The organism is Sinosporangium album, assembly GCF_900100605.1.
In the GTDB taxonomy this organism is placed as follows: domain Bacteria; phylum Actinomycetota; class Actinomycetes; order Streptosporangiales; family Streptosporangiaceae; genus Sinosporangium; species Sinosporangium album.
On sequence record NZ_FNCN01000001.1, the window covers coordinates 229,659 to 249,159 of the forward strand.

The window sequence follows — 19,501 nt, forward strand, 5'->3', positions numbered from 1 at the left end:
ACGACCCCGACCATAACGGTTCGGACACGGCCGATTCCATGGCATGAGGGCAATTTCAGCTTCCCCCACGCTGTACTCTCTCGTTTGAGACAATGCTGTCTCAAACAAGACAGGAGTGATGCGTGGCCGTCAGCCGGGAGCAGATCATCCAGAAGGCGATCCGCCATCTGGGCCGCGACCCCGCCGCGCCCGTGGGCGAACTGGCCGCGGCCATCGGGGTGAGCAGAGCCACGATGCACCGCCACTTCGCGACGCGCGACGACCTGGTGAGGGTCCTCGGACAGCGCGCGCTTTCGAGCTGGGCCCGCATCCACCAGACCGCAGGGATCGCCGAAGCCGTCGCCGACGGCGGACGCGAGCGGATCGAGGAGGCGCTGCGGAGGCTGACCGAGGCCCTGGTGGCCGACGTCGAGTACTACGGCTTCGCCCTGACCAACTATCAGATGTCGGAGCTGCCCGGGCTCATCGAGCAGGTGGACACCCTCCTGGACGCCGAGCTCGCCTTCTACGAGGCGGCCCAGCGTGCCGGCATCCTCCGCGCCGACATGCCCGTGCGGTGGATCGGCCAGGCCATGGTCGGCCTTCTCGTCGCATGTAGGGAGGTGCTCCGCCACGGCGACATCGCGCGCAAGGACGCCGAGCGGCTGGTCATCGACAGCTTCCTGCAGGGCCACGCGGCACGACCGCACCACGCCTGACCCGCCCGCCGTACCACTGGACCAGCACAACACACGGGGAAACATTGATCACGCACGCCCACAAGCCGGAACGTTCCATCCCTCCGCCGCACCCCAAACGCTGGGCCGGGCTCGCGGTCCTGTCCGTCAGCCTGCTGATCGTCGTGATGGACATGACCATCCTCAACGTGGCATTGCCCGCCATCACCGCCGATGTCCGGCCCGATTCGGTGCAGCTCCTGTGGATCGTCGACGTCTACTCGCTGGTGCTGTCCGGACTGCTGGTCACGGCCAGCGCCGTCGGCGACCGGTGGGGGCGCAAGCGGACGCTGCTCACAGGGTTCGCGATCTTCGGGCTGGTGTCGCTCGGCGTCCTGCTCGCCGCGAGCCCGGCCCACATCATCGCCCTGCGGGCGCTCCTCGGCATCGGCGGCGCCATGATCATGCCGTCGACACTCTCCATGATCCGGACCCTGTTCACCGATCCGGGTGAGCGGGCCACCGCGCTCGGCGTGTGGGCGGCCATGGCGGCGGTCGGCAGCGCCCTCGGGCCGATCCTCGGCGGGCTCCTCCTGGAGTTCTTCACCTGGCAGTCGGCCTTCCTGGTCAACGTGCCGATCATGGTGGCCGCGATCGTCGCGGGGGTGCTCCTGCTGCCCGAGTCCAAGAACCCGAACCCCGGCCGCTGGGACGCCCTCGGCGCGCTGCTGTCGATCGCCGGCATGACCGCCCTGGTATACGCGATCAAACAGTTCGGCAAGGAGGGCCTGGCCGACCCCGGCGCGCTAATCTCCCTGGCCGTGGCCGCCGCGGCCCTCGGATGGTTCATCGCGCGCTGCCTGCACCGGCCCGACCCGCTGCTCGACGTGAGGCTGTTCAAGGGGCCCGCCTTCTCGGCCGGCACGATAGCCGCGCTCTCCACGAGCATCGCCATGGCGGCGATGCTGCTGCTGATCGCCCAGTGGATGCAGCTCGTCGAAGGCTATTCGGCGCTGGAGACCGGCGTACGGCTGCTGCCCACCGCCGTCGGCGCCGGCGTCATGTCCCCGCTCGCCCCGCGCCTGGCCGACCGCTTCGGGGCCCGTGCCGTACTCGCCGGGGGTCTTCTGGTCTCGGGCATCGGGTTCCTCGTCGTCTTCGCGGTGCCGACACCGCCCGGCTACCTCGCCGTCGCGGTGGCGCTCCTGCTGATCGGCTCCGGTATGGGGGCGCTGGCCATCGCGTCGGCCGTCATCATGTCGGGTGCGCCGCCGGAGAAGGCGGGCAGCGCGGCGGCCATCGAGGAGACGAGCTATGAGCTCGGCGGCACGTTCGGCGTCGCCGTACTCGGCAGCGTCGCGGCGGCGATCTACCGCGATCGGCTGCCGGTGCCGGACCTGGCCGAGCACGGCCTCCACGGCCCCGCCGCCGAGGCCGCCCGCGAGTCCCTCGCCGGCGCCATGGAGGCGGCCAGGTCCCTCGGCCCCGCCGCGTCCCGGCTCGTCGGTGAGGCGCAGGACGCCTTCTCCGCCTCCCTCGGCCTCTTCGGCCTGGTCGGCGCCCTGATCATGCTCCTGGCCGCCGCCGCCGTCTGGCTCCTCACCCCCCGCACCCTCGACCTCTCCGCCGGCCACCACTGACCCCGTCGCAGGGCGGTCGTGGGCGGGGGGCGGCCCGGTCGCGGGGAGAGCACCGTGCCCCGCGACCGGGCCTTCCAGGTCCGGCCCCCGGCGGACCTTCGGGAGAAGCTGATGGGATCGGGTGGAGGCCCGGCGGTTCCCCGGCGCCGGGCCTTCACCGTGGGCCTCGCCCTGGGCGGCAAGGCGCCCGGGGTCGGCCGTCAGTGGGCGCCGGCCTTTTCCGCGCCGGCGCCGGTGAGGGAGCGCACCTCCATCTCGGCGAACTTGCCGGCGTCGCTTTCGCGGCTGAGCACGGTGCCGAGCCACCCGGCGAGGAAGCCGAGCGGGATCGAGACGATGCCGGGGTTCTGGAGGGGGAACCAGGCGAAGTCGGCCTCGGGGAAGAGGGCGGTGGGGCCGCCTGAGACCACCGGGGAGAAGGCGACCAGGATGACGGCCGACAGGAGGCCGCCGTAGATCGCGCTGACCGCCCCGGCGGTGTTGAAACGCTTCCAGAACAGGCTGTAGAGGATGGCCGGCAGGTTGCCGGAGGCGGCCACGGCGAAGGCCAGCGCCACGAGGAAGGCGACGTTGAGCTTCTGGGCGAAGATGCCGAGCACGATGGCGACGGCGCCGATGACGAAGGCCGAGATCCTCGCGACGGTGATCTCTTCGCGTTCGGTGGCCTTGCCGCGTTTGATGACGTGGGCGTAGAGGTCGTGGGCGAAGCTGGAGCTGGAGGCGAGGGTGAGGCCGGCGACGACGGCGAGGATGGTGGCGAAGGCGACGGCCGCGATGACGGCGAGGAGTACGGTGCCGCCGACGTCGCCGAGGAGCTGGCGTCCGACGGCTTCGGCCAGTTGGGGCGCGGCGGTGTTGCCGGCGGCGTTCTCCGCGGCGATGGCCTTGCTGCCGACGAGGGCGGCGGCGCCGAAGCCGAGGACGAGGGTGAGCAGGTAGAACACCCCGATGATGCCGATGCCCCAAATGACGGACTTGCGGGCGTCCTTGGCGGTGGGGACGGTGTAGAAGCGGATGAGGATGTGCGGGAGCCCGGCGGTGCCGAGCACGAGGGCGAGGCCCAGGCTGATCAGATCGATCTTGCCTGCGAGGCCCTGGGCCTCGGTCCCGTATTTCAAGCCCGCGTTCAGGAACGCGTCGCCCTGGCCGCTCTGAGCGGCGGCCTGGCCGAGGAGGGCGGAGAGGTTGAAGCCGAACTGCCCGAGTACCAGCAGGGTCACGAGGGTCGCGCCGCCCATGAGCAGGACGGCCTTGACGATCTGCACCCACGTGGTGCCCTTCATGCCGCCGACGACCACGTAGACGATCATCAGGAGGCCGACGCCGACGATGGTGAGCGCCTTGCCCGTCTCGGAGGTGATGCCGAGCAGGAGGCCGACGAGGGCTCCCGCCCCGACCATCTGGGCGAGCAGGTAAAAGATGCTGACGGTGATCGTGGAGACCCCGGCCGCGGTGCGGACCGGACGCGGGCTCATCCGGAACGCCAGGACGTCGGCCATCGTGTATTTACCGGAGTTGCGCATCAGCTCGGCGACGAGCAGCAGCGCGACGAGCCAGGCGACGAGGAAGCCGATCGAATAGAGGAAACCGTCATACCCAGACAGGGCGATGATGCCGGCGATGCCGAGGAAGGACGCCGCGGACATGTAGTCGCCGCCGATGGCGAGGCCGTTCTGCACGCCGGTGAAGGAACGCCCGCCGGCGTAGTAGTCGGCGGCGTCCTTGGTGTTGCGGCTGGCCCAGAAGGTGATGGCGAGCGTGCCCACCACGAACAGCAGGAAGAGGATCGTCGACAGGGTCTCGTGGCTCATCCGATCCGCCCTTCCACGTGCTCCCTGAGGCTGTCGGCGAGCGGGTCGAGCTTTCTCTCGGCGTGCCGGGAGTAGGCCCACGCGATCCAGAAGGTGGAGACGAACTGGAGCACGCCGATGACGAGGGCCACGTTGATGTTGCCGAGCAGTTTGACTCCCATGAAGTCACGGGCGAAACCCGACAACACGACATAAAGGAGATACCACCCAAGGAAGGCCGCGGTCATGGGGAAGGCCCACGACCGGAACCGCCTTTTCAGCTCTTGGAAATCCTCACTCCGGTGCACCTCTTCATAGACGGATATGTCGTGTTGCCTCGTGGTCACCGATGGACCCTCCTCGTGCGCATGAGCCCCTCCCGTCCCGCCTCGGCCGCGTGGCCGGCGGCCGGTCCGTCCGCTGCAACTGCCGTACAGCACGACCGTTCGGGGAGATGAAAAAGGCTCAAAAGTGATGCCGATCACGCTCAACGTAAGAGGCGACGCTAGCGGTTTTGCAGACCCACGCGCGGGTGCATCGGCGAGTCGGCACAACGCCGCGACCAGTTGATATGTCTTTGCGGTAAAAGGTCGTCTGCCTGCGCCAAGCGGTCACACGAGGCCCGTTGCCCCGCTCCAAGGCAGGCCCTCAGGTGCGGCGGGGCCGCCAGTCGCCGCGGTCGACGTCCAGTGTCTCAGGGGTGTGCAGCCGCACCATGATCCGGGCCACCCCCGGCGGAACCCGGGCGGGCGTCAGCAGGGAGACGCCGACCATGGCCATGAAGGCGACGGGGACGGTCCAGGCGGCCGGCTGGGCCAGCAGCGCGCCGAGCAGCCCCTCGTACGGCCCGCCGACGATCGTGGCGATCACCGCCGCGGACGCCAGGCCGCCGCCGCACACGAGCCCGGCCATGGCGCCGGCATCGGTGAGCCGCCGCCACCAGATGCCGAGTACCAGCAGCGGGCAGAACGACGAGGCCGCGACGGCGAACGCCAGCCCGACGACGTCGGCCACCGGCAGCGACCGCGCCGACAGGGCCAGGCCGAGCGGCACGAGGACCGCCAGGACGGCGGCCACGCGGAACGAGCGCACTCCCCCGCGCAGCAGGTCCTGCCCGATCACCCCGGCGACCGAGACGGTCAGCCCCGAGCACGTGGACAGGAACGCCGCGAAGGCCCCCGCGGTGACGAGGGCGGTGAGCAGCTCGCCGAGGGTGCCGCCGACGAGGCGGCCGGGAAGGGTGAGCACGACCGCGTCGGTGCGCCCCCCGGCGGCCAGGTCCCCGGCGTAGATCCGCCCGAGCGCGCCGTAGATCGCGGGAAGCAGGTAGAACGCGCCGAGCAGCACGAGCACCACCAGGGTGGTACGGCGGGCGGCCCTGCCGTCGGGGTTGGTGTAGAAGCGGACGAGCACATGGGGCAACCCCATCGTGCCGAGGAACGTGGCGAGGATGAGCGAATACGTGGAGTAGACGCCGTAGTCGCGCTCCCCGGCGAGCGGCACGGCCCAGGTGGCGAGGTCCTCCGGCGTGAGCCCGGGGGCGCCGTCGCGCCGCCACGCCGCCAGCAGGAAGATCACGGGAGCGGCCAGCGCGGTCAGCTTCAGCCAGTATTGGAACGCCTGGACGAAGGTGATGGACCGCATACCGCCCGACAGCACATTGACGACGACCACGACGGCCACGAGCAGCGCCCCGGCCCACACCGGGGCGCCGGTGACCGTGCGCAGCACCAGCCCGGCGCTCTGGAACTGCGGCATCAGGTAGAGCCATCCGATGAGCACGACCAGGACGCCGGCGGTCCGCCGTACGACCATCGAGGCGAGGCGCGCCTCGGCGAAGTCGGGCAGGGTGTAGGCCCCCGAGCGGCGCAGCGGCGCGGAGATCAGCACGAGCAGCACGAGGTATCCGCCGGTCCAGCCGACGGGCAGCCACAGCATGTCGGCCCCGTAGGCGAGGATCAGCCCGGCGATGCCGAGGAAGGACGCCGCCGACAGATACTCGCCGCCGATGGCCGAGGCGTTCCACAGCGGCGAGACGGTGCGGGAGGCCACGTAGAAGTCGGAGGTCGTGCGCGAGACGCGCAGCCCGAACACCCCGATGAGCAGGGCGGCCGACACGACCGCGACGACCGCGCCCATCTGGAGGGCGGGGTTCACCTACGGTCCACGAGTTCGGCGAAACGCCGTTCGTTGCGCTCGGCGTACCGCACGTAGAGGGCGGCACCACCCACGAAAGCCGGATAGGTCAGCCCGGCGAGCACGATCCAGGGCAGCGGCACCCCGAGGACGGCGACGCCGGACAGGCCGGGCGCGAGGAGGAACAGCAGCGGCAGCCCGCCCACGAAGCACACCAGCACGGTGCACACCAGCAGCGCGAGGCGGAGCTGGGTGCGCACCAGGGAGCGCATGTAGACCTCGCCGAGGCGGGTCTGCTCGTCGATCTCCCTCGTCACGGGATAGCGCGGCGGGCGCGCGGCCGAGGTGCGCGGGCTGGTCACGACGACCCGGCGGGGCCGTTCCGGCCTCAATCCGGCCTGCCCTTGCGGGCGCGGCGCACGAGCAGGTCGCGCAGTTCGCGGGTGTGGCGGCGGCTGACCGGGATCTCGGTGCCTCCCACGCGCACGGTGCAGCGGCCCGAGCCGAGGCGCAGTTCCTCGATGTGTTTGACGGCGACGAGGTGGCTGCGGTGGACGCGCACGAACCCGGCCGCCGCCCACCGCTCCTCCAGGGTGGCCAGGGAGATGCGCACCAGGTGGCTGGCGCCCTGGGTGTGCAGCCGCGCATAGTCGCCCTGGGCCTCGACGTAGACCACGTCGGAGCTGGACACGAACCTGGTCACGCCGCCGAGTTCGACGGGGATGGTGTCGGGCTGGGAGCGGGCGGGCTCGGGGGCCGCGACGGCGGCGGCGACGCGGCGTACGGCTTCGGCCAGCCGTTCGGCGCGTACCGGTTTGAGGAGGTAGTCCTCGGCTTTGATCTCGAAGGCGTCGACCGCGTGCTCCTCGTAGGCGGTGACGAAGACGACCTTGGGCGGACTGGCGAACTGGGACAGGAGGCGGCCCAGCACCACGCCGTCGAGGCCGCGCATGCGGATGTCGAGGAACGCCGCGTCGATCGGCCTGCCCTCGGCGATGGCCCGGTCCAGCAGGCGCAGGGCGGCGGCCCCGTCGCGGGCGGTGGCGACCTCGTCGACGCGGGGATCGGCGCGCAGCAGGTAGGCCAGGTCCTCCAGGGCGGGGAGTTCGTCGTCCACCGCGAGGACGCGCAGGCCGGTCACGATCCCACCTCTCAACACTCACAGATTTCCATAGAGCGTGATGAACCCGACATCAGAAGTCAACGGGTCGGCAGGGTCCGTGAGCATGACGTCATCGAGCCGATACACGGCACTCGCCGTACGGTAAAAATACGCTGTTTCATCCCCTTGTTGCGAGATCTAAGAGGGATAGACCGATAAAGCATGTGTATATGCACATTTGCTGGCCGGTGCGGGGAAGGTAGCAATCGTGGGGACTTACCTGGGTGAACCGCCGCCGGACGACGTCGTGGTCGAGGCCCTCCGGGCGGGGGACGAAACCGTGTTCGCACAGCTCCTCGATCTCTGGACACCCGGCATGCTCAGATTGGCACGCTCCTACCTGTCCACCCGCGACTCGGCCGAGGAGGTCGTCCAGGACACCTGGCTCGCCGTCATCGGGAACATCGACGGCTTCCAGCGCCGCTCCTCGGTCAAAACATGGGTTTACCGCATCCTCATCAACACCGCGAAAAAACGACAGGCACGCGAGAGCCGTACCATCCCGTGGAGCAGCGCCTTCAACGGCGACCAGCCCGAGGGTGCGGCGACCGACCCCTCGCGCTTCCGGCGCGGCACGGATCTGCGGTCGGGAGGATGGAAGGAGCTGCCCGCGCTGTGGCCGACCCCCGAGGGCGAGGCCCTGGCGGCGGAGGCGCGCGACCGCCTCGCGACCGCGCTGGCCGGGCTCCCGCCGAGGCAGCGCACCGTGATCACGCTCCGGGACGTCGAGGGGCACACGTCCGAGGAGGTGTGCGAGATCCTGGAGATCTCGGCGGCGAACCAGCGGGTCCTGCTCCACCGCGCACGCGCGTCGGTACGGGGCGTCATGGAGGACTACTTCGAGGCGGCCTCCCGTTCGATTTAGGACAGAAAAGTAGTACATAAGGGTTGAACCAACCGTCCGTGAGAGGGTGAGGCGATCACAATCGTGAAGCGGTTCAGTTGCGACGAGGCGGTGGAACTGACCACCGCCTACCTGGAGAACGCGCTCGGCCCAACGGCGCGGAGCCGCTTTGAGAGCCACCTGGCGGCCTGCGAAGGCTGCGAGCGCCATCTGCGGCAGATCAAGACCACGATCGGACTGCTCGGCGGCCTCACGGTCGAACAGTCCGGGCAGGCCGGGCAGTCCGAACAGGCCGAGCAGCACGGCCCGCTCGGCCCACACGGCGCCTTCCCGCCCGACGGCGACCGCCTCCCCACCGACATGCGCGCACGCCTGCTGAAGGCGTTCCGCGAACGCAGGACATCGGCCGAACCGCGAACTCCTCTGTAACGCCCCGCCGCCTCACGGGTCTGTAGTCCCGAGGGCATCCGGCGGAAGGGGACGCGATGGTCGGTCTGACGGCCGAGGACACACCGATCCTGCATGTCTCGGCAGTGGAGGATTACGCGCGCTCCTGCTTCCCCGCATCCCCTCCGCGGCAGGCCGCCCCCGGGGCCGACCGCGTCGGCGTCGAACTGGAGTTCCTGGTCTTCGACCGTACGGCTCCCGCCGACACGGTGCCGCTCGCCCGCATCGCCGAAGCGCTGCCGCCGCTCCCCGGAGGCACCCGGGTGACCTTCGAACCCGGCGGCCAGCTCGAACTGTCCTGCCCCGCCGCGCCACTCCGCGAAGCCGTCGCGCAGGCCACCTCCGACGTGGCCGCCGTCCGCGCCGCGCTCCTGCCGGCCGGCCTGCTGCTGGCCGGCACCGGGCTCGACCCGCTGCGCCCGGCGGCCCGGCAGGTGCACGAGCCGCGCTACAACGCGATGGCCGATTACCTCGGCCTCCCCTACGGCGCGCTGATGATGTGCTCGACCGCCTCGGTGCAGATCAACCTGGACCTCGGGGACAGGCCCGCACAGCGGTGGGAACGCGCCCACGCCCTCGGCCCCGTCCTCACCGCGGCCTTCGCCAACTCGCCGCTCAGCGGCGGCCGGCCCTGCGGCTGGATGTCGGGCCGCCAGGTCGTCTGGGACAACCTCGACCGCACGCGCACGGCCCCCGTGCCCGCCGCCGGCGACCCCGCGCTGGCCTGGATGCGCTACCTGCTCGACGCCAGGCTCATGCTGGTGCGGGAGAACAGGCACACCTGCAGGCCGGTGCGCGACGGCTCGACGTTCCGCGACTGGCTGACCGGCGGCGGCCCCCCGCCCACCCTCGACGACCTGGCCTACCACGCGACCACCCTCTTCCCGCCGGTGCGGCCCCGGGGATGGCTGGAGATCCGCTACCTCGACGCCCAGCACCCGGCCCACTGGCCCGTGTGCGTCGCCGTCACCCACGCGCTGATCACCGACGACCGCGCCGGAGAGGCGGCCATGGCCGCGGTCCTGGACCGCGGGGCCGTGCCGTACTCCCCCTCCGCCGCGGAGGAGGACGGGCGGACCGCGTGGCTGCGGGCGGCGCGGTTCGGGCTGGCCGACCCGGCGCTGAGGCGGGCCGCCACCGCCTGCTTCGAGGCGGCCCTCGCCGCGCTGCCCCGCCTCGGCGCCGGACCGGCGCTCGTCGCGCAAGTGGCGGCATTCGCCGACCGCCACGTCGCCGCCGGCCGGTCGCCGGCGGCCGACCTGACAGACGCACGGACACCAACCGGATCCGGGCGGACCCTGCCGCCCTGGCTCAGTGAGGAAGGACTGGCTTGAACGACTTCAAGGAGCGGATCGCCGCCGACCTGGCCGCCGTGCGGAACCGGTCGCTCGCCTACACCGACGCCGAGGACGACCTCCTGCTGCGGCAGCACTCGCCGCTGATGTCGCCGCTGGTGTGGGACCTGGCGCACATCGGGAACTACGAGGAGCTGTGGGTGCTGCGCGAAGCGGGCGGCATCACGCCGCTGCGGCCCGAGATCGACGATCTGTACGACGCGTTCAAGCACCCCCGCAAGAACCGCCCCTCGCTCCCCATCCTCGGCCCGTCCGAGACCAGGCACTACATCTCCGGCGTACGCGGACGCACCCTCGACGTGCTCGACAGGCTCGACCTGTCGGCGCCCGACCCGCTGCACCGGGCCGGGTTCGTCTTCGGCCTCGTCATCCAGCACGAACACCAGCACGACGAGACCATGCTGGCCACCCTCCAGCTCTCCGGGCAGCCCGGACTGGTCCGCGACGCCGACCTGCCGCCGGGGCGCCGCCCGCGCGGCGCGGACGAGGTGCTCGTGCCCGCGGGGCCGTTCCTCATGGGCACCGACACCGAACCGTGGGCCTACGACAACGAGCGCCGCGCCCACCGGGTGGACCTGCCCGCGTACTTCATCGACCGGTTCCCCGTCGGCAACCGCGCCTACGCGGCGTTCATCGAGGACGGCGGCTACGACGAGCCCCGCTGGTGGTCGCCGGAGGGGTGGCGGTGGCTGCGGGACAGCGGCGCCCGCGCGCCGCTGTTCTGGACCCGCGACGGCGGCACCTGGTGGCGCGCCCGCTTCGGCAGACGCGAACCGGTGCCGATGGACGAGCCGGTGCAGCACGTGTGCTGGTACGAGGCCGACGCCTACGCCCGCTGGGTGGGCAGGCGCCTGCCCACCGAGGCCGAATGGGAGAAGGCGTGCGGGTGGGACCCCGACGCCGAACGCTCCCGGAAGTACGCCTGGGGCGACGAGGCCCCCGGCCCCGACCGGGCCAACCTGGGCCATCGGGCAGCCAGGCCGGCGCCGATCGGCGCCTACCCGGCGGGCGCGAGCGCCTACGGGGCCGAGCAGATGATCGGCGACGTGTGGGAGTGGACGTCGTCGTGCTTCCTGCCGTACCCGGGTTTCCACTCCTTCCCCTACCGGGAGTACAGCGAGGTCTTCTTCGGCGGGGACCACCGGGTGCTGCGAGGCGGCTCCTGGGCCGCCGACCCGGCCGCGGTGCGCACGACGTTCCGCAACTGGGACTACCCGATCCGCCGCCAGATCTTCACCGGGTTCCGCTGCGCCCGCGACGCCACCCCCGAGGAGGCGTGATGTGCCGCCACGCCGCCTGGCTCGGTCAGCCGCGCAGCCTCTCCTCGCTGATCCACGATCCGGAGTACGGCCTGCTCAGGCAGTCCTACGCCCCGCGCCTCCAGCGCCACGGCATGATCAACGCCGATGGTTTCGGCATGGGCTGGTACGCCGAGGGCAGGCAGGCCCCGGTCCGCTACCGCCGCGCCGTCCCCATCTGGGGCGACGCCAACGTGCCCGCGCTCGCCGAGTCGGCCGGGTCCCACTGCCTGCTCGCCGCCGTACGCTCGGCCACCGCCGGCATGCCGGTCGAGGAGAGCGCCACCGCCCCCTTCACCGACGGGCCGTGGCTGCTCAGCCACAACGGGCGCGTCGCCCGCGACGCCGTCAGAGACCTCGCCGACGCAGCCGAAAGCACCTGCGACTCGGCCTGGGTCGCCGCCGCCGTGTTCCTGCGCCTGCGCGCCGGGGCGGCCCTCGGCGACGCCCTGGCCGAGGTGGTCTCGACGGCCGGCGCCAAGGACGCCGAGGCCCGCCTGAACCTGCTCGCCGCCGACGGCACGTCGCTGGCCGCGACCACGTGGGGCGACACGCTCTTCCTGCGCGCCGAGGCGCCCTCGGGCACGCTCGTCGCCAGCGAACCGCTGGACGACCGGCCGGGCTGGCACGCCGTACCGGAACGCAGCCTCGTGCTCGTCACCCCGCGCGGCGCGGAGGTGCTGCCGCTCTAGAGCTCTCCCGAATCCGTCCCGCCACGAGGAGGCACCGTGTCCGTCAGCCATCCGGCCCGCCCGGCTCAACCGACCGTCAGCCTGATCGACCATATGGACCCGGGCCATCCGCGCCACGACCTCGAACACGATGTCCGCATCGGCCTGTCGTCCACGCCCAAGTGGCTGCCGCCCAAATGGTTCTACGACGCGGCGGGCAGCGACCTGTTCTCGCGGATCACTCGGCTTGAGGAGTACTACCCGACCCGCCGCGAGCTGGCCATCCTGCGCGCCCGCGCCGGCGACATCGCCGCGGCGTCCCGGGCGAGCACCCTGGTGGAACTCGGCTCCGGCACCAGCGAGAAGACGGTGCTGCTGCTGGACGCGCTCGCCGAGGCCGGCACCCTGCGGGCCTACACCCCCGTCGATGTGGACGGGGCCACGCTCCTGTCCGCCGCCAACCGGCTCGCGGCCCGCTATCCGGGGGTGACGGTGCGGGCCGTCCGCGCCGACTTCGAGCACCACCTCGCGCTGCTGCCCCGCACGGGCAGGCGCATGGTGGCCTTCCTCGGCGGAACCATCGGCAACCTCGACCCGCAGGCCCGCCACGTGTTCCTGAAGAGCCTGCGGGCGACCCTGAGGCCGGGCGACACGTTCCTGCTCGGGGCCGACCTCGTCAAGGACACCGGCCGGCTCATCGCCGCCTACGACGACGCGTCCGGCGTCACCGCCGCCTTCAACCGCAACGTGCTCCACGTGATCAACCGGGAGCTCGACGCCGACTTCGAACCGGACGCGTTCGCCCATGTCGCGCTGTACGACGACCGGCACGACCGGATCGAGATGCGGCTGCGGGCCACGCGCGACATGGCGGTGCGCATCCACGGGCTCGGGATGAGCGTCATGTTCACGGCCGGGGAGGAGATGCGCACCGAGATCAGCACCAAGTTCAGGCCCGACAGGCTGCGGGAGGAACTGCGCGAGACGGGCTTCACCGTCAGGCGTTTCGACACCGATCCGAGCGACGACTTCAGCCTCGTCCTGGCCTCGGTCTGAACACCGCCGCCCATGGACACCGCCGCCACGATGAGTACCGCCGCCGCCACGCCCTCCGCGGGCGACGTCGCGCGGGTGTGGCGCGCGGCCCGCGGCGCCCACCCGCAGGGGCACCTCGACGCCGCCGGTTGCGGCGTCCCGAGCGACCGGGTCCTCGACGCGATGGTCGCCCACCTCCACCGCGAACGGGAGGTGGGCGGCTACGCGGCCGTGCCCGACATGGCCACGCCCAAGGCCGCGCTGGCGGCGCTCGTCGACGCGCGGGCGCAGGACGTGGCTTTCGCGGAGAGCGGCACCGCCGCCATGGCGGCCCTGCTCGCCGACTGGCCGCTTCCCGCGGGCGCCCGCGTCGGCGTCACCCGCGCGGAATACGGTCCGACCGTCGCCCTGCTGCGCCGCCTCGCCGTACGGCACCGCTGGACACTTGTCGACGTCCCCCTCGGCGACTGGTCCCGCCTCGACCTCTCCGGCCTGGGCGGGGTGCTCGCCGCCGGGCTGGACCTTCTCGTGCTGTCCCACATCGGCTCGCACCGCGGCGTTGTGCAGCCGGCGGCGGGGGCCGCGGCCATGTGCCGGGCCGCGGGGGTGCCCCTGGTGCTCGACGTCTGCCAGTCGGCCGGCCACGTGGACACCCGCGGCGTCGGCGCCGCGGCCTACGTTGGCACGTCCCGCAAATGGCTCGCCGGCCCGCGGGGCGCGGGGTTCTCGATCCTGCCCCCGAGTGAGCCGGGCGGCGCCCTGCGGCCCGCCGCCGACTACGAGAGCTACGAGGGGCCCATCGCGGCCCGCGTCGGCCTCGGCGTCGCCGTACTCGAGCATCACGCCCTCGGGCCGGGCGCGGTCCACGCCCGCCTGGCCGCGCTCGGCGGTGAGGCCCGCCGTATCCTCCACGGGGTGGGGGGTTGGGAGGTCCTCGAACCTCTGGACGAGCCCTCCGCCCTGGTCACCCTGCGCCCGCCCGCCGGGAGCACGGCCGAGTCGGCGGCGGCCTCGGCCGCCGCCGCGGGCCTCGCGGTGGCCGTCGTGCCGCCCGCCCGGGCCCCGGGCGACATGACGGTCTCGCTGCTGCGCGTCTCGCCCTCCCCCGGCGCGTCGGAGAAGGTGTTCCACCGGCTCGCCGGGGTCCTCGCGACCCGCTAGCGGCCGACCGGCCGGCCGGCAGGCCGCCGCGGCGGTCGCGGCAGTCGGCGCGGACGGCGCGGACGGCGTGATGGGCGCGGGCGGCGCTGGTCAGCGGGCGGACACGTTCGGGTGGTATTTCGGCAGCCGCACGCACACCTTGGTGCCGGCGCCGAGCGCGGTCTCGACGACGAGGCCGTATTCGTGGCCGTAGACCTGGCGGAGGCGTTCGTCGACGTTGAGGAGGCCGACGCCGCCCTGCTCCGAGCGTTCGGCGAGATCGCCGGCGAGGATGCGGGCCAGGCGCCCGGGGTCCATGCCGAGGCCGTCGTCCTCGACGCTGATGCGGCATTCGGCGCCCGCGTCCTCGGCGAGGATCGTGACGCGGCCGGTGACGGCGTCGGTTTCGAGGCCGTGCCGTACGGCGTTCTCCACGAGGGGCTGCAGGCACAGGAACGGTACGGCGACGCCGAGCACCTCGGGCGCGATGCGCAGCGTGACCTGGAGGCGGTCGCCGAAGCGGGCGCGTTCCAGGGTGAGGTAGTGGTCGATGGAGCGGAGCTCCTCGGCGAGGGTGGTGAACTCGCCGTGCCGCCCGAAGGAGTAGCGGGTGAAGTCGGCGAACTCCAGCAGCAGTTCGCGGGCGCGCTCGGGGTCGGTGCGGGTGAAGGACGCGATGGTGGTGAGGGAGTTGTAGATGAAGTGGGGGGAGATCTGCGCCCGCAGCGCCCGCACCTCCGCCTCGATGAGCAGCGTGCGCGACCGGTCGAGCTCCGCCAGCTCAAGCTGCCCGCTCACCCACCCCGCCACCTCCTCGGCGGCGCGCACCAGCGCGGCGGAGGCGTGCGTGCCGTAGGCGGCGAGCGACCCCACGACGCGCCCGTCGGTCGTGAGCGGCACGACGACCGCGAACTCCGTCGGGCAGTCGGTCCGCCCGCACGCGACGGTGTCGGGCCCGAGCACCTGGGTGCGGCCCTGCTCCAGGGTGCGCGCGGCGTGGGAGAACACGTCGCGGGAGTGGTGGTCGCCCGCGCCGTCGTAGACCAGGAGCCGCTCCCTGTCGGTGATCGCGAGCGCCGGGGAGCCGAGCAGCTGCCTGAGGTGCCGCGCCGCCTTCTCCGCCCCGGCCTGCGACAGCCCTGCCCGCAGCGGCGGCGCGGCCAGCGACGCGGTGTGCAGCGTCTCGAAGGTGGCCCGCTCGGCGGGCCCGCCGCCGAGCTCGCGCCGCCCGCGCCACATCCGCCACACCACGGCGGCGGGGATGACGATCAGCACACTGATCAGGAGAACGGCGACGAGCGGCTCCACGAGCCCGGAGCATACAGCCCGCCGCGCCGGTCACGCGGTCGGCCGGACCACGCCTTTACGAAGTAAGCATCAGGTGTCGACGAACTCCGCCTGCACCATGACGCGCAGGCCGTTCGGCTCGGCGCGGAGGGTGACCGGAGTGAGGAGGCGCACCTCGCCGTCGACATCGGCGGACATGGGCGGGAACGTCTCCAGGATCATCTCCTGCCCCACCACGAACGGGCCTCCGGCCAGGCTGCGCCAGCGTCCCGTGGTGGCGCGGACCAGGGTCTCCAGCAGGAGGCGCAGCCGCTTGCCCGAGCCGAGCTGGTAGGCGACCAGCATGCGGTCGTCGATGCTGATGTCCTTGGCGATCTGCCAGCCGCCCTGGAAGCGGCCGTTGGCGATGTTGAGCTGGTGGGTGAGCAGTTCGTGGCGGCGGCCGTCGACGGTGAGGACGGCCCGGAAGGGGTGGTGGCCGGGCAGGAGGGCGAGGGCGGTGACGGGGTAGGCGGCGCGGCCGAGGATCTTCTTCAACCAGGGCCGGACCGTTCCCGCCACCTCGACGGAGACGCCGAAGCTGGCGAGGTTGGCGAAGGTGATGTCGCCGGCCACCCCGAGGTCGATGTCGGCGACCTTGCCGGTGGTGAGCACGCGGACGGCGCCCGCCACATCGAGCGGCAGGCCGAGGCTGCGGGCGAAGTTGTTGGTGGTGCCGAGGGGCAGGACGCCGAGCGCCACGTCCTGGTGGGCGAGGTGTTTGGCCGCGGTGGACAGGGTGCCGTCGCCCCCTCCGACGATCAGCAGGTCGGGGCCGAGGGCGAGGGCCGCGTCGAGGGCTTTGCGCAGCTTCGCGGTCTCGGTGACGACGAACATCCCGAGGGGCTGGAATCCCGCGAGCCGGAGCTGCCGGACCACCTCGGGGTGGCGTCGCCTGCCCCGCCGGGAATGCGTGTTCACGACGACGGCCACCCGGCGCTCGCTGAGGATCGCCTGGGTGTGCTCGGCTTTGGTGCGCAGAACGGTCACGCCTTCCGTGGTCGCCCGTCGCCCGCGGCGCGCGCGATCGGCGCTCACATCGTACGGCCCTGGGCCCGGTGGGCGGGGCGCGCAAGCGACGCGCCGCGAGGCTCGCGCCGTACGGACTGCGGCGGTCGCCCCGGCGCTGCCGCCGGGGTGGCCGCGTGTGCCCGGAGGGGCTATTTGGCGGGGGGTGTGACGCGCACGATCGCGCCCACGTTGCCCGGGAGCGGGCGCAGGAGGCGGAACTTCACCCCGAGCGCCTTGCCCTCTTCGCCGGGGTTGCCGGTGCCGAGGATGTTCCCCTGTCCGAGGTCTTGGCCGTAGAACGCGGTGGCGGGGGTGCCGTCGGCGTTGACGACCCGCGTGGTGTACGGCTGGTCGCCCTTGGCCGGGATGACCGTGGAGGCGTCGAAGTCGCGGTAGCCGAGTTGGCCGTCGCGCACCTCAAGCCCCGGATACCACGTCTTGGCGTCGGTGAACTCGCGGACGCCGGGCAGCCTGGGCAGATCCGTGCAGTACTCGCTGAACGGCTCGCCCGCGGCCTCCAGGCACTCGCGGAACGCCTGGGTCCTGCCGAAGGAGAAGGCGGCGTTGGAGGTCTGGACGCGCCCGTTCAGGTTCTTGCGCAGGCTCGTGTCCTTCTCGGCGGCGACGCCGGTGCGGCGGAGCGGCTCGTAGTGGGAGTCGACGAGCAGCAGGGTCCCCTTCGAGCCGACACTCGGCGGGAGCTCCAGGTTGGAGGAGATGCTGCTGTTGTTGGTGTGGGTGGAGTCGCGGTACCAGACCAGCAGGCCGGGCGCGTTGTACTTCACCTTCTCGACCTTCCACGCGCCGTCCCGCGAATACGACGTGTCGTAGGTGTGGGCCAGCCCCTTGTCGAAGCCGTCGAGGTTGCGCCACTCGGCGAGGTAGAAGCGGTCGACGGACCGGCTGCCGTCGTTGACGCCGAAGCCCTGGCCCGAGGTGTTGGTGAAGGTGCCGCCGGTGGCGGTCCAGCCGGCGCTGCCGGACTCGACGTCGTCGCTCCACACGGTGACGCCGCCATGGGAGACGGAGAAGTCGTCGGCGTGCCAGCCGCGCGGGGTGAAGGCGGCGTCGGTGTCGTAGCGGAGCCGCAGCTTGATCTTCTTGCCGGCGAAGGGGGTCAGGTCGACGTAGTCGTGCCGCCAGCCGGGGGTGGTGCCGGTCAGGCCGTACTTCTTGTTGCCGAAGTCCTTGAGCCGCTTGTTCGGGTCGGCGTAGTCGTCGGAGGTGGTGACGGGCGTCCCGGCCTGGTCGTAGACCTTCTGCTCGGCCCAGGTGGCGCCGCCGTCGGCCGACACCTCGATGAAGCCGTAGTCCCAGTCGGGCTCGATCTCGTAGTTGCTCCACAGCCAGAAGCGGACGTCGGTGCCCGCGGGGACGTCGATGTCGCGGGTGAGCTTCACGTCGGCCCACTCCTGGTCCATGTTGGACCACCACGCCTTGGTGCCGCTGTGCGGGCGGACCATCTGCAGCGGGGCGCTCTCCAGGTTGACGCGCACGCCGTCCTCGGTCCGCTTGGGCGTCCGCGAGGTCTGGCCGACGGCCACGGCCTTGGCCCGGTCGCCGGGGTTGAAGACCTTGGGATCGGCCCAGCCGAGCACCCACTTGCCCCACAGGCCCATGTGGGTCGGCATCGACTGGAAGATCGGCCCCGCGTGCGACCCGCTGGACATGAGGTCCCAGAAGTCCACCGCGGACTCGGCGGCCCCGGTGGTGTCGTAGAGGTCGGGGAGGCCGAGGTCGTGGCCGTATTCGTGGGCGAAGACGCCGACGCCGGAGTCCTCCGGCTGCACGATGTAGTTGGAGATCTTGATGTTGGTGCCGGGGACGGTGTGGCCGCCGGTCACCGCGCTCGCGTGGGCCCAGATGGCGTAGGTGCCCTCGGCTCCGCCGCCCGCCGACTTGTCCTTGCCGGCGTGGACGAGCACGAGGTGGTCGATGACCCCGTCGGGCTCGGCGCGGTTGCCGTCGCCGTCGGCATCGGAGATGTCCTCGATGTCGTAGTCGCGCCATGGGAAGTCCGGCCGCTGGGCTGCCAGCACGTTGACGGCGTCCACGGCGAGCTGGGCGGCGCCGCGCGGGTTGTCGGGGTGGCCGCTGGTGTCCTGCGGGATGTTGCCGCACACGCCGGCGCCGTACCACGCCTCGGAGTGCGGGACCTTGAGCCAGCCGACGGCCTCGCCGCTCACGGAGTAGGCGCCCTTGGACATCTCCTCGTACATGCTCTTCAGGGTGTAGCCGGAGATGTCGACGCCCGGCTTGCCGTCCGGGCCCTTGAGGTCCGTGCGCACCCGCCGGGTGATGCCCTTGTCGGTGTAGAGCATGTCGTTGAAGTGCTTGGGGCCGAAGTCCGGCACCCACATGGAGTTGTTGTCCAGGCGGGGGGCCTTCGCCGGGTCGGGGATGCGGTTGTGCAGGGGGCCGTTCTTGAGGGTGCCGGGCGGTTCGGTGACGCAGTCGGCGGGGTTGGCCGGGTCGCTGTCGAGGCTCTTCGGCCGCCGGAACCCGGAGAAGTCGTCGTTGGCCTTCTCGTCGAACTCGACCAGCAGGGTCAGCAGTTTGGCCGTCTGCTTGCGGGGGTTGTTCTTGAAGACGAAGTCCGCCGGGTTGGCTCCGGTGCGCAGGGCCCGCTGCTCGTTGGCCGCCAGCACCCGCGCCGCCGCCGGGTTGCCGCTCACGAACTTGCGGTCGGCCGCCTGGGCGTGCGACTCGGCGCGGGCCTTGGGCCTGATGCCCGGGGCCGCGGGTTCCTCGGCCTCCTTGGCGACCTGCGGCGGAACGTAGTTGATGTAGTAGTCCGCCGCCGCCGGCCGGTAGTCGGCGCGCGACCCGTCGGCCGCCCACTCGGCGGCCCGTACGGCCGTGCGGTCGGCCGCGGCCTGCTGCGTTCCGGCCACCGCCAGCCCCGCGGTGGCCAGGCCGACGATCGGTACGACGGCGAGGAGCCTCCGCCGTACGGCTCTTCCTCTGCTGGACACGAACTGCCTCCCTCA

General features: G+C 72.0%; 17 protein-coding genes. 9 read left to right on the forward strand and 8 right to left on the reverse strand.

All coding sequences use genetic code 11. The annotated features are described in order from the left end of the window. The first annotated feature begins 122 nt into the window (after window positions 1-122). Both BLQ73_RS00960 and BLQ73_RS00965 read left to right on the forward strand, forming a co-directional pair. Window positions 123-698, forward strand: a complete 576-nt coding sequence (locus tag BLQ73_RS00960; RefSeq protein WP_093167229.1) for a TetR/AcrR family transcriptional regulator — start codon at window positions 123-125, stop codon at window positions 696-698. A gap of 44 nt (window positions 699-742) precedes the next feature. Continuing rightward, window positions 743-2,296 carry an MFS transporter gene (locus tag BLQ73_RS00965; RefSeq protein WP_476712858.1) on the forward strand — a complete coding sequence of 518 codons (1,554 nt, stop codon included), beginning with the start codon at window positions 743-745 and terminating at the stop codon, window positions 2,294-2,296. 200 nt (window positions 2,297-2,496) lie between these two features. Here the strand turns inward: BLQ73_RS00965 and BLQ73_RS00970 are convergent, their stop codons facing one another. The 5 genes from BLQ73_RS00970 to BLQ73_RS00990 all read right to left on the reverse strand — a co-directional run bounded on the left by BLQ73_RS00970 (window position 2,497) and on the right by BLQ73_RS00990 (window position 7,363). Continuing rightward, window positions 2,497-4,107 carry a solute symporter family protein gene (locus tag BLQ73_RS00970; protein WP_093167231.1) on the reverse strand — a complete coding sequence of 537 codons (1,611 nt, stop codon included), beginning with the start codon at window positions 4,105-4,107 and terminating at the stop codon, window positions 2,497-2,499. After that, complete coding sequence (locus BLQ73_RS00975; RefSeq protein WP_093167233.1) at window positions 4,104-4,433, reverse strand: DUF485 domain-containing protein; 330 nt, start codon at window positions 4,431-4,433, stop codon at window positions 4,104-4,106. The genes BLQ73_RS00970 and BLQ73_RS00975 overlap by 4 nt, the downstream gene beginning before the upstream one ends. Before the next feature lie 301 nt (window positions 4,434-4,734). Beyond that, window positions 4,735-6,243, reverse strand: a complete 1,509-nt coding sequence (locus BLQ73_RS00980; RefSeq protein WP_420819985.1) for a sodium/solute symporter — start codon at window positions 6,241-6,243, stop codon at window positions 4,735-4,737. After that, a complete protein-coding gene (locus tag BLQ73_RS00985) occupies window positions 6,240-6,614 on the reverse strand; it encodes a DUF485 domain-containing protein (protein ID WP_093167234.1) in 375 nt (124 codons plus the stop codon). The genes BLQ73_RS00980 and BLQ73_RS00985 overlap by 4 nt, the downstream gene beginning before the upstream one ends. Next, window positions 6,611-7,363, reverse strand: a complete 753-nt coding sequence (locus tag BLQ73_RS00990; RefSeq protein WP_093167236.1) for a LytR/AlgR family response regulator transcription factor — start codon at window positions 7,361-7,363, stop codon at window positions 6,611-6,613. Before BLQ73_RS00990 ends, BLQ73_RS00985 begins: the two co-directional genes overlap by 4 nt. 229 nt (window positions 7,364-7,592) lie before the next feature. Here BLQ73_RS00990 and BLQ73_RS00995 point away from each other — a divergent pair, with 229 nt between their 5' ends. The 7 genes from BLQ73_RS00995 (at window position 7,593) to BLQ73_RS01025 (ending at window position 14,195) form a co-directional block, all read left to right on the forward strand. Next, window positions 7,593-8,249, forward strand: a complete 657-nt coding sequence (locus tag BLQ73_RS00995; protein WP_245690651.1) for an RNA polymerase sigma factor — start codon at window positions 7,593-7,595, stop codon at window positions 8,247-8,249. A gap of 63 nt (window positions 8,250-8,312) precedes the next feature. Then, complete coding sequence (locus BLQ73_RS01000) at window positions 8,313-8,657, forward strand: anti-sigma factor family protein (protein ID WP_093167238.1); 345 nt, start codon at window positions 8,313-8,315, stop codon at window positions 8,655-8,657. A 56-nt stretch (window positions 8,658-8,713) separates the two neighbouring features. Continuing rightward, the gene (locus BLQ73_RS01005; protein ID WP_093167240.1) at window positions 8,714-10,009 is read left to right on the forward strand and encodes a glutamate-cysteine ligase family protein; all 1,296 of its coding nucleotides are present in this window, start codon (window positions 8,714-8,716) and stop codon (window positions 10,007-10,009) included. Then, the gene (gene egtB / locus BLQ73_RS01010) at window positions 10,006-11,310 is read left to right on the forward strand and encodes an ergothioneine biosynthesis protein EgtB (protein WP_093167242.1); all 1,305 of its coding nucleotides are present in this window, start codon (window positions 10,006-10,008) and stop codon (window positions 11,308-11,310) included. Before BLQ73_RS01005 ends, egtB begins: the two co-directional genes overlap by 4 nt. Further along, the gene (egtC, locus tag BLQ73_RS01015) at window positions 11,310-12,020 is read left to right on the forward strand and encodes an ergothioneine biosynthesis protein EgtC (RefSeq protein ID WP_093167244.1); all 711 of its coding nucleotides are present in this window, start codon (window positions 11,310-11,312) and stop codon (window positions 12,018-12,020) included. Before egtB ends, egtC begins: the two co-directional genes overlap by 1 nt. A gap of 93 nt (window positions 12,021-12,113) precedes the next feature. Continuing rightward, the gene (egtD, locus tag BLQ73_RS01020) at window positions 12,114-13,055 is read left to right on the forward strand and encodes an L-histidine N(alpha)-methyltransferase (protein WP_093167524.1); all 942 of its coding nucleotides are present in this window, start codon (window positions 12,114-12,116) and stop codon (window positions 13,053-13,055) included. A gap of 12 nt (window positions 13,056-13,067) precedes the next feature. Beyond that, on the forward strand, window positions 13,068-14,195 hold the full coding sequence (locus BLQ73_RS01025; protein WP_245690653.1) for an aminotransferase class V-fold PLP-dependent enzyme: 1,128 nt from the start codon (window positions 13,068-13,070) through the stop codon (window positions 14,193-14,195). Between the two features lie 90 nt (window positions 14,196-14,285). On the opposite strand, the gene BLQ73_RS01030 is transcribed toward BLQ73_RS01025, so the two are convergent. The 3 genes from BLQ73_RS01030 to BLQ73_RS01040 form a co-directional block, all read right to left on the reverse strand. Then, window positions 14,286-15,482: a sensor histidine kinase gene (locus BLQ73_RS01030; protein ID WP_176955206.1), complete on the reverse strand. Its 1,197-nt coding sequence runs from the start codon at window positions 15,480-15,482 to the stop codon at window positions 14,286-14,288. A gap of 69 nt (window positions 15,483-15,551) precedes the next feature. Further along, window positions 15,552-16,490: a diacylglycerol/lipid kinase family protein gene (locus BLQ73_RS01035; protein ID WP_093167245.1), complete on the reverse strand. Its 939-nt coding sequence runs from the start codon at window positions 16,488-16,490 to the stop codon at window positions 15,552-15,554. Window positions 16,491-16,660: 170 nt separating this feature from the next. Further along, on the reverse strand, window positions 16,661-19,486 hold the full coding sequence (locus BLQ73_RS01040; RefSeq protein WP_093167247.1) for an immune inhibitor A domain-containing protein: 2,826 nt from the start codon (window positions 19,484-19,486) through the stop codon (window positions 16,661-16,663). Window positions 19,487-19,501: the final 15 nt, after the last annotated feature.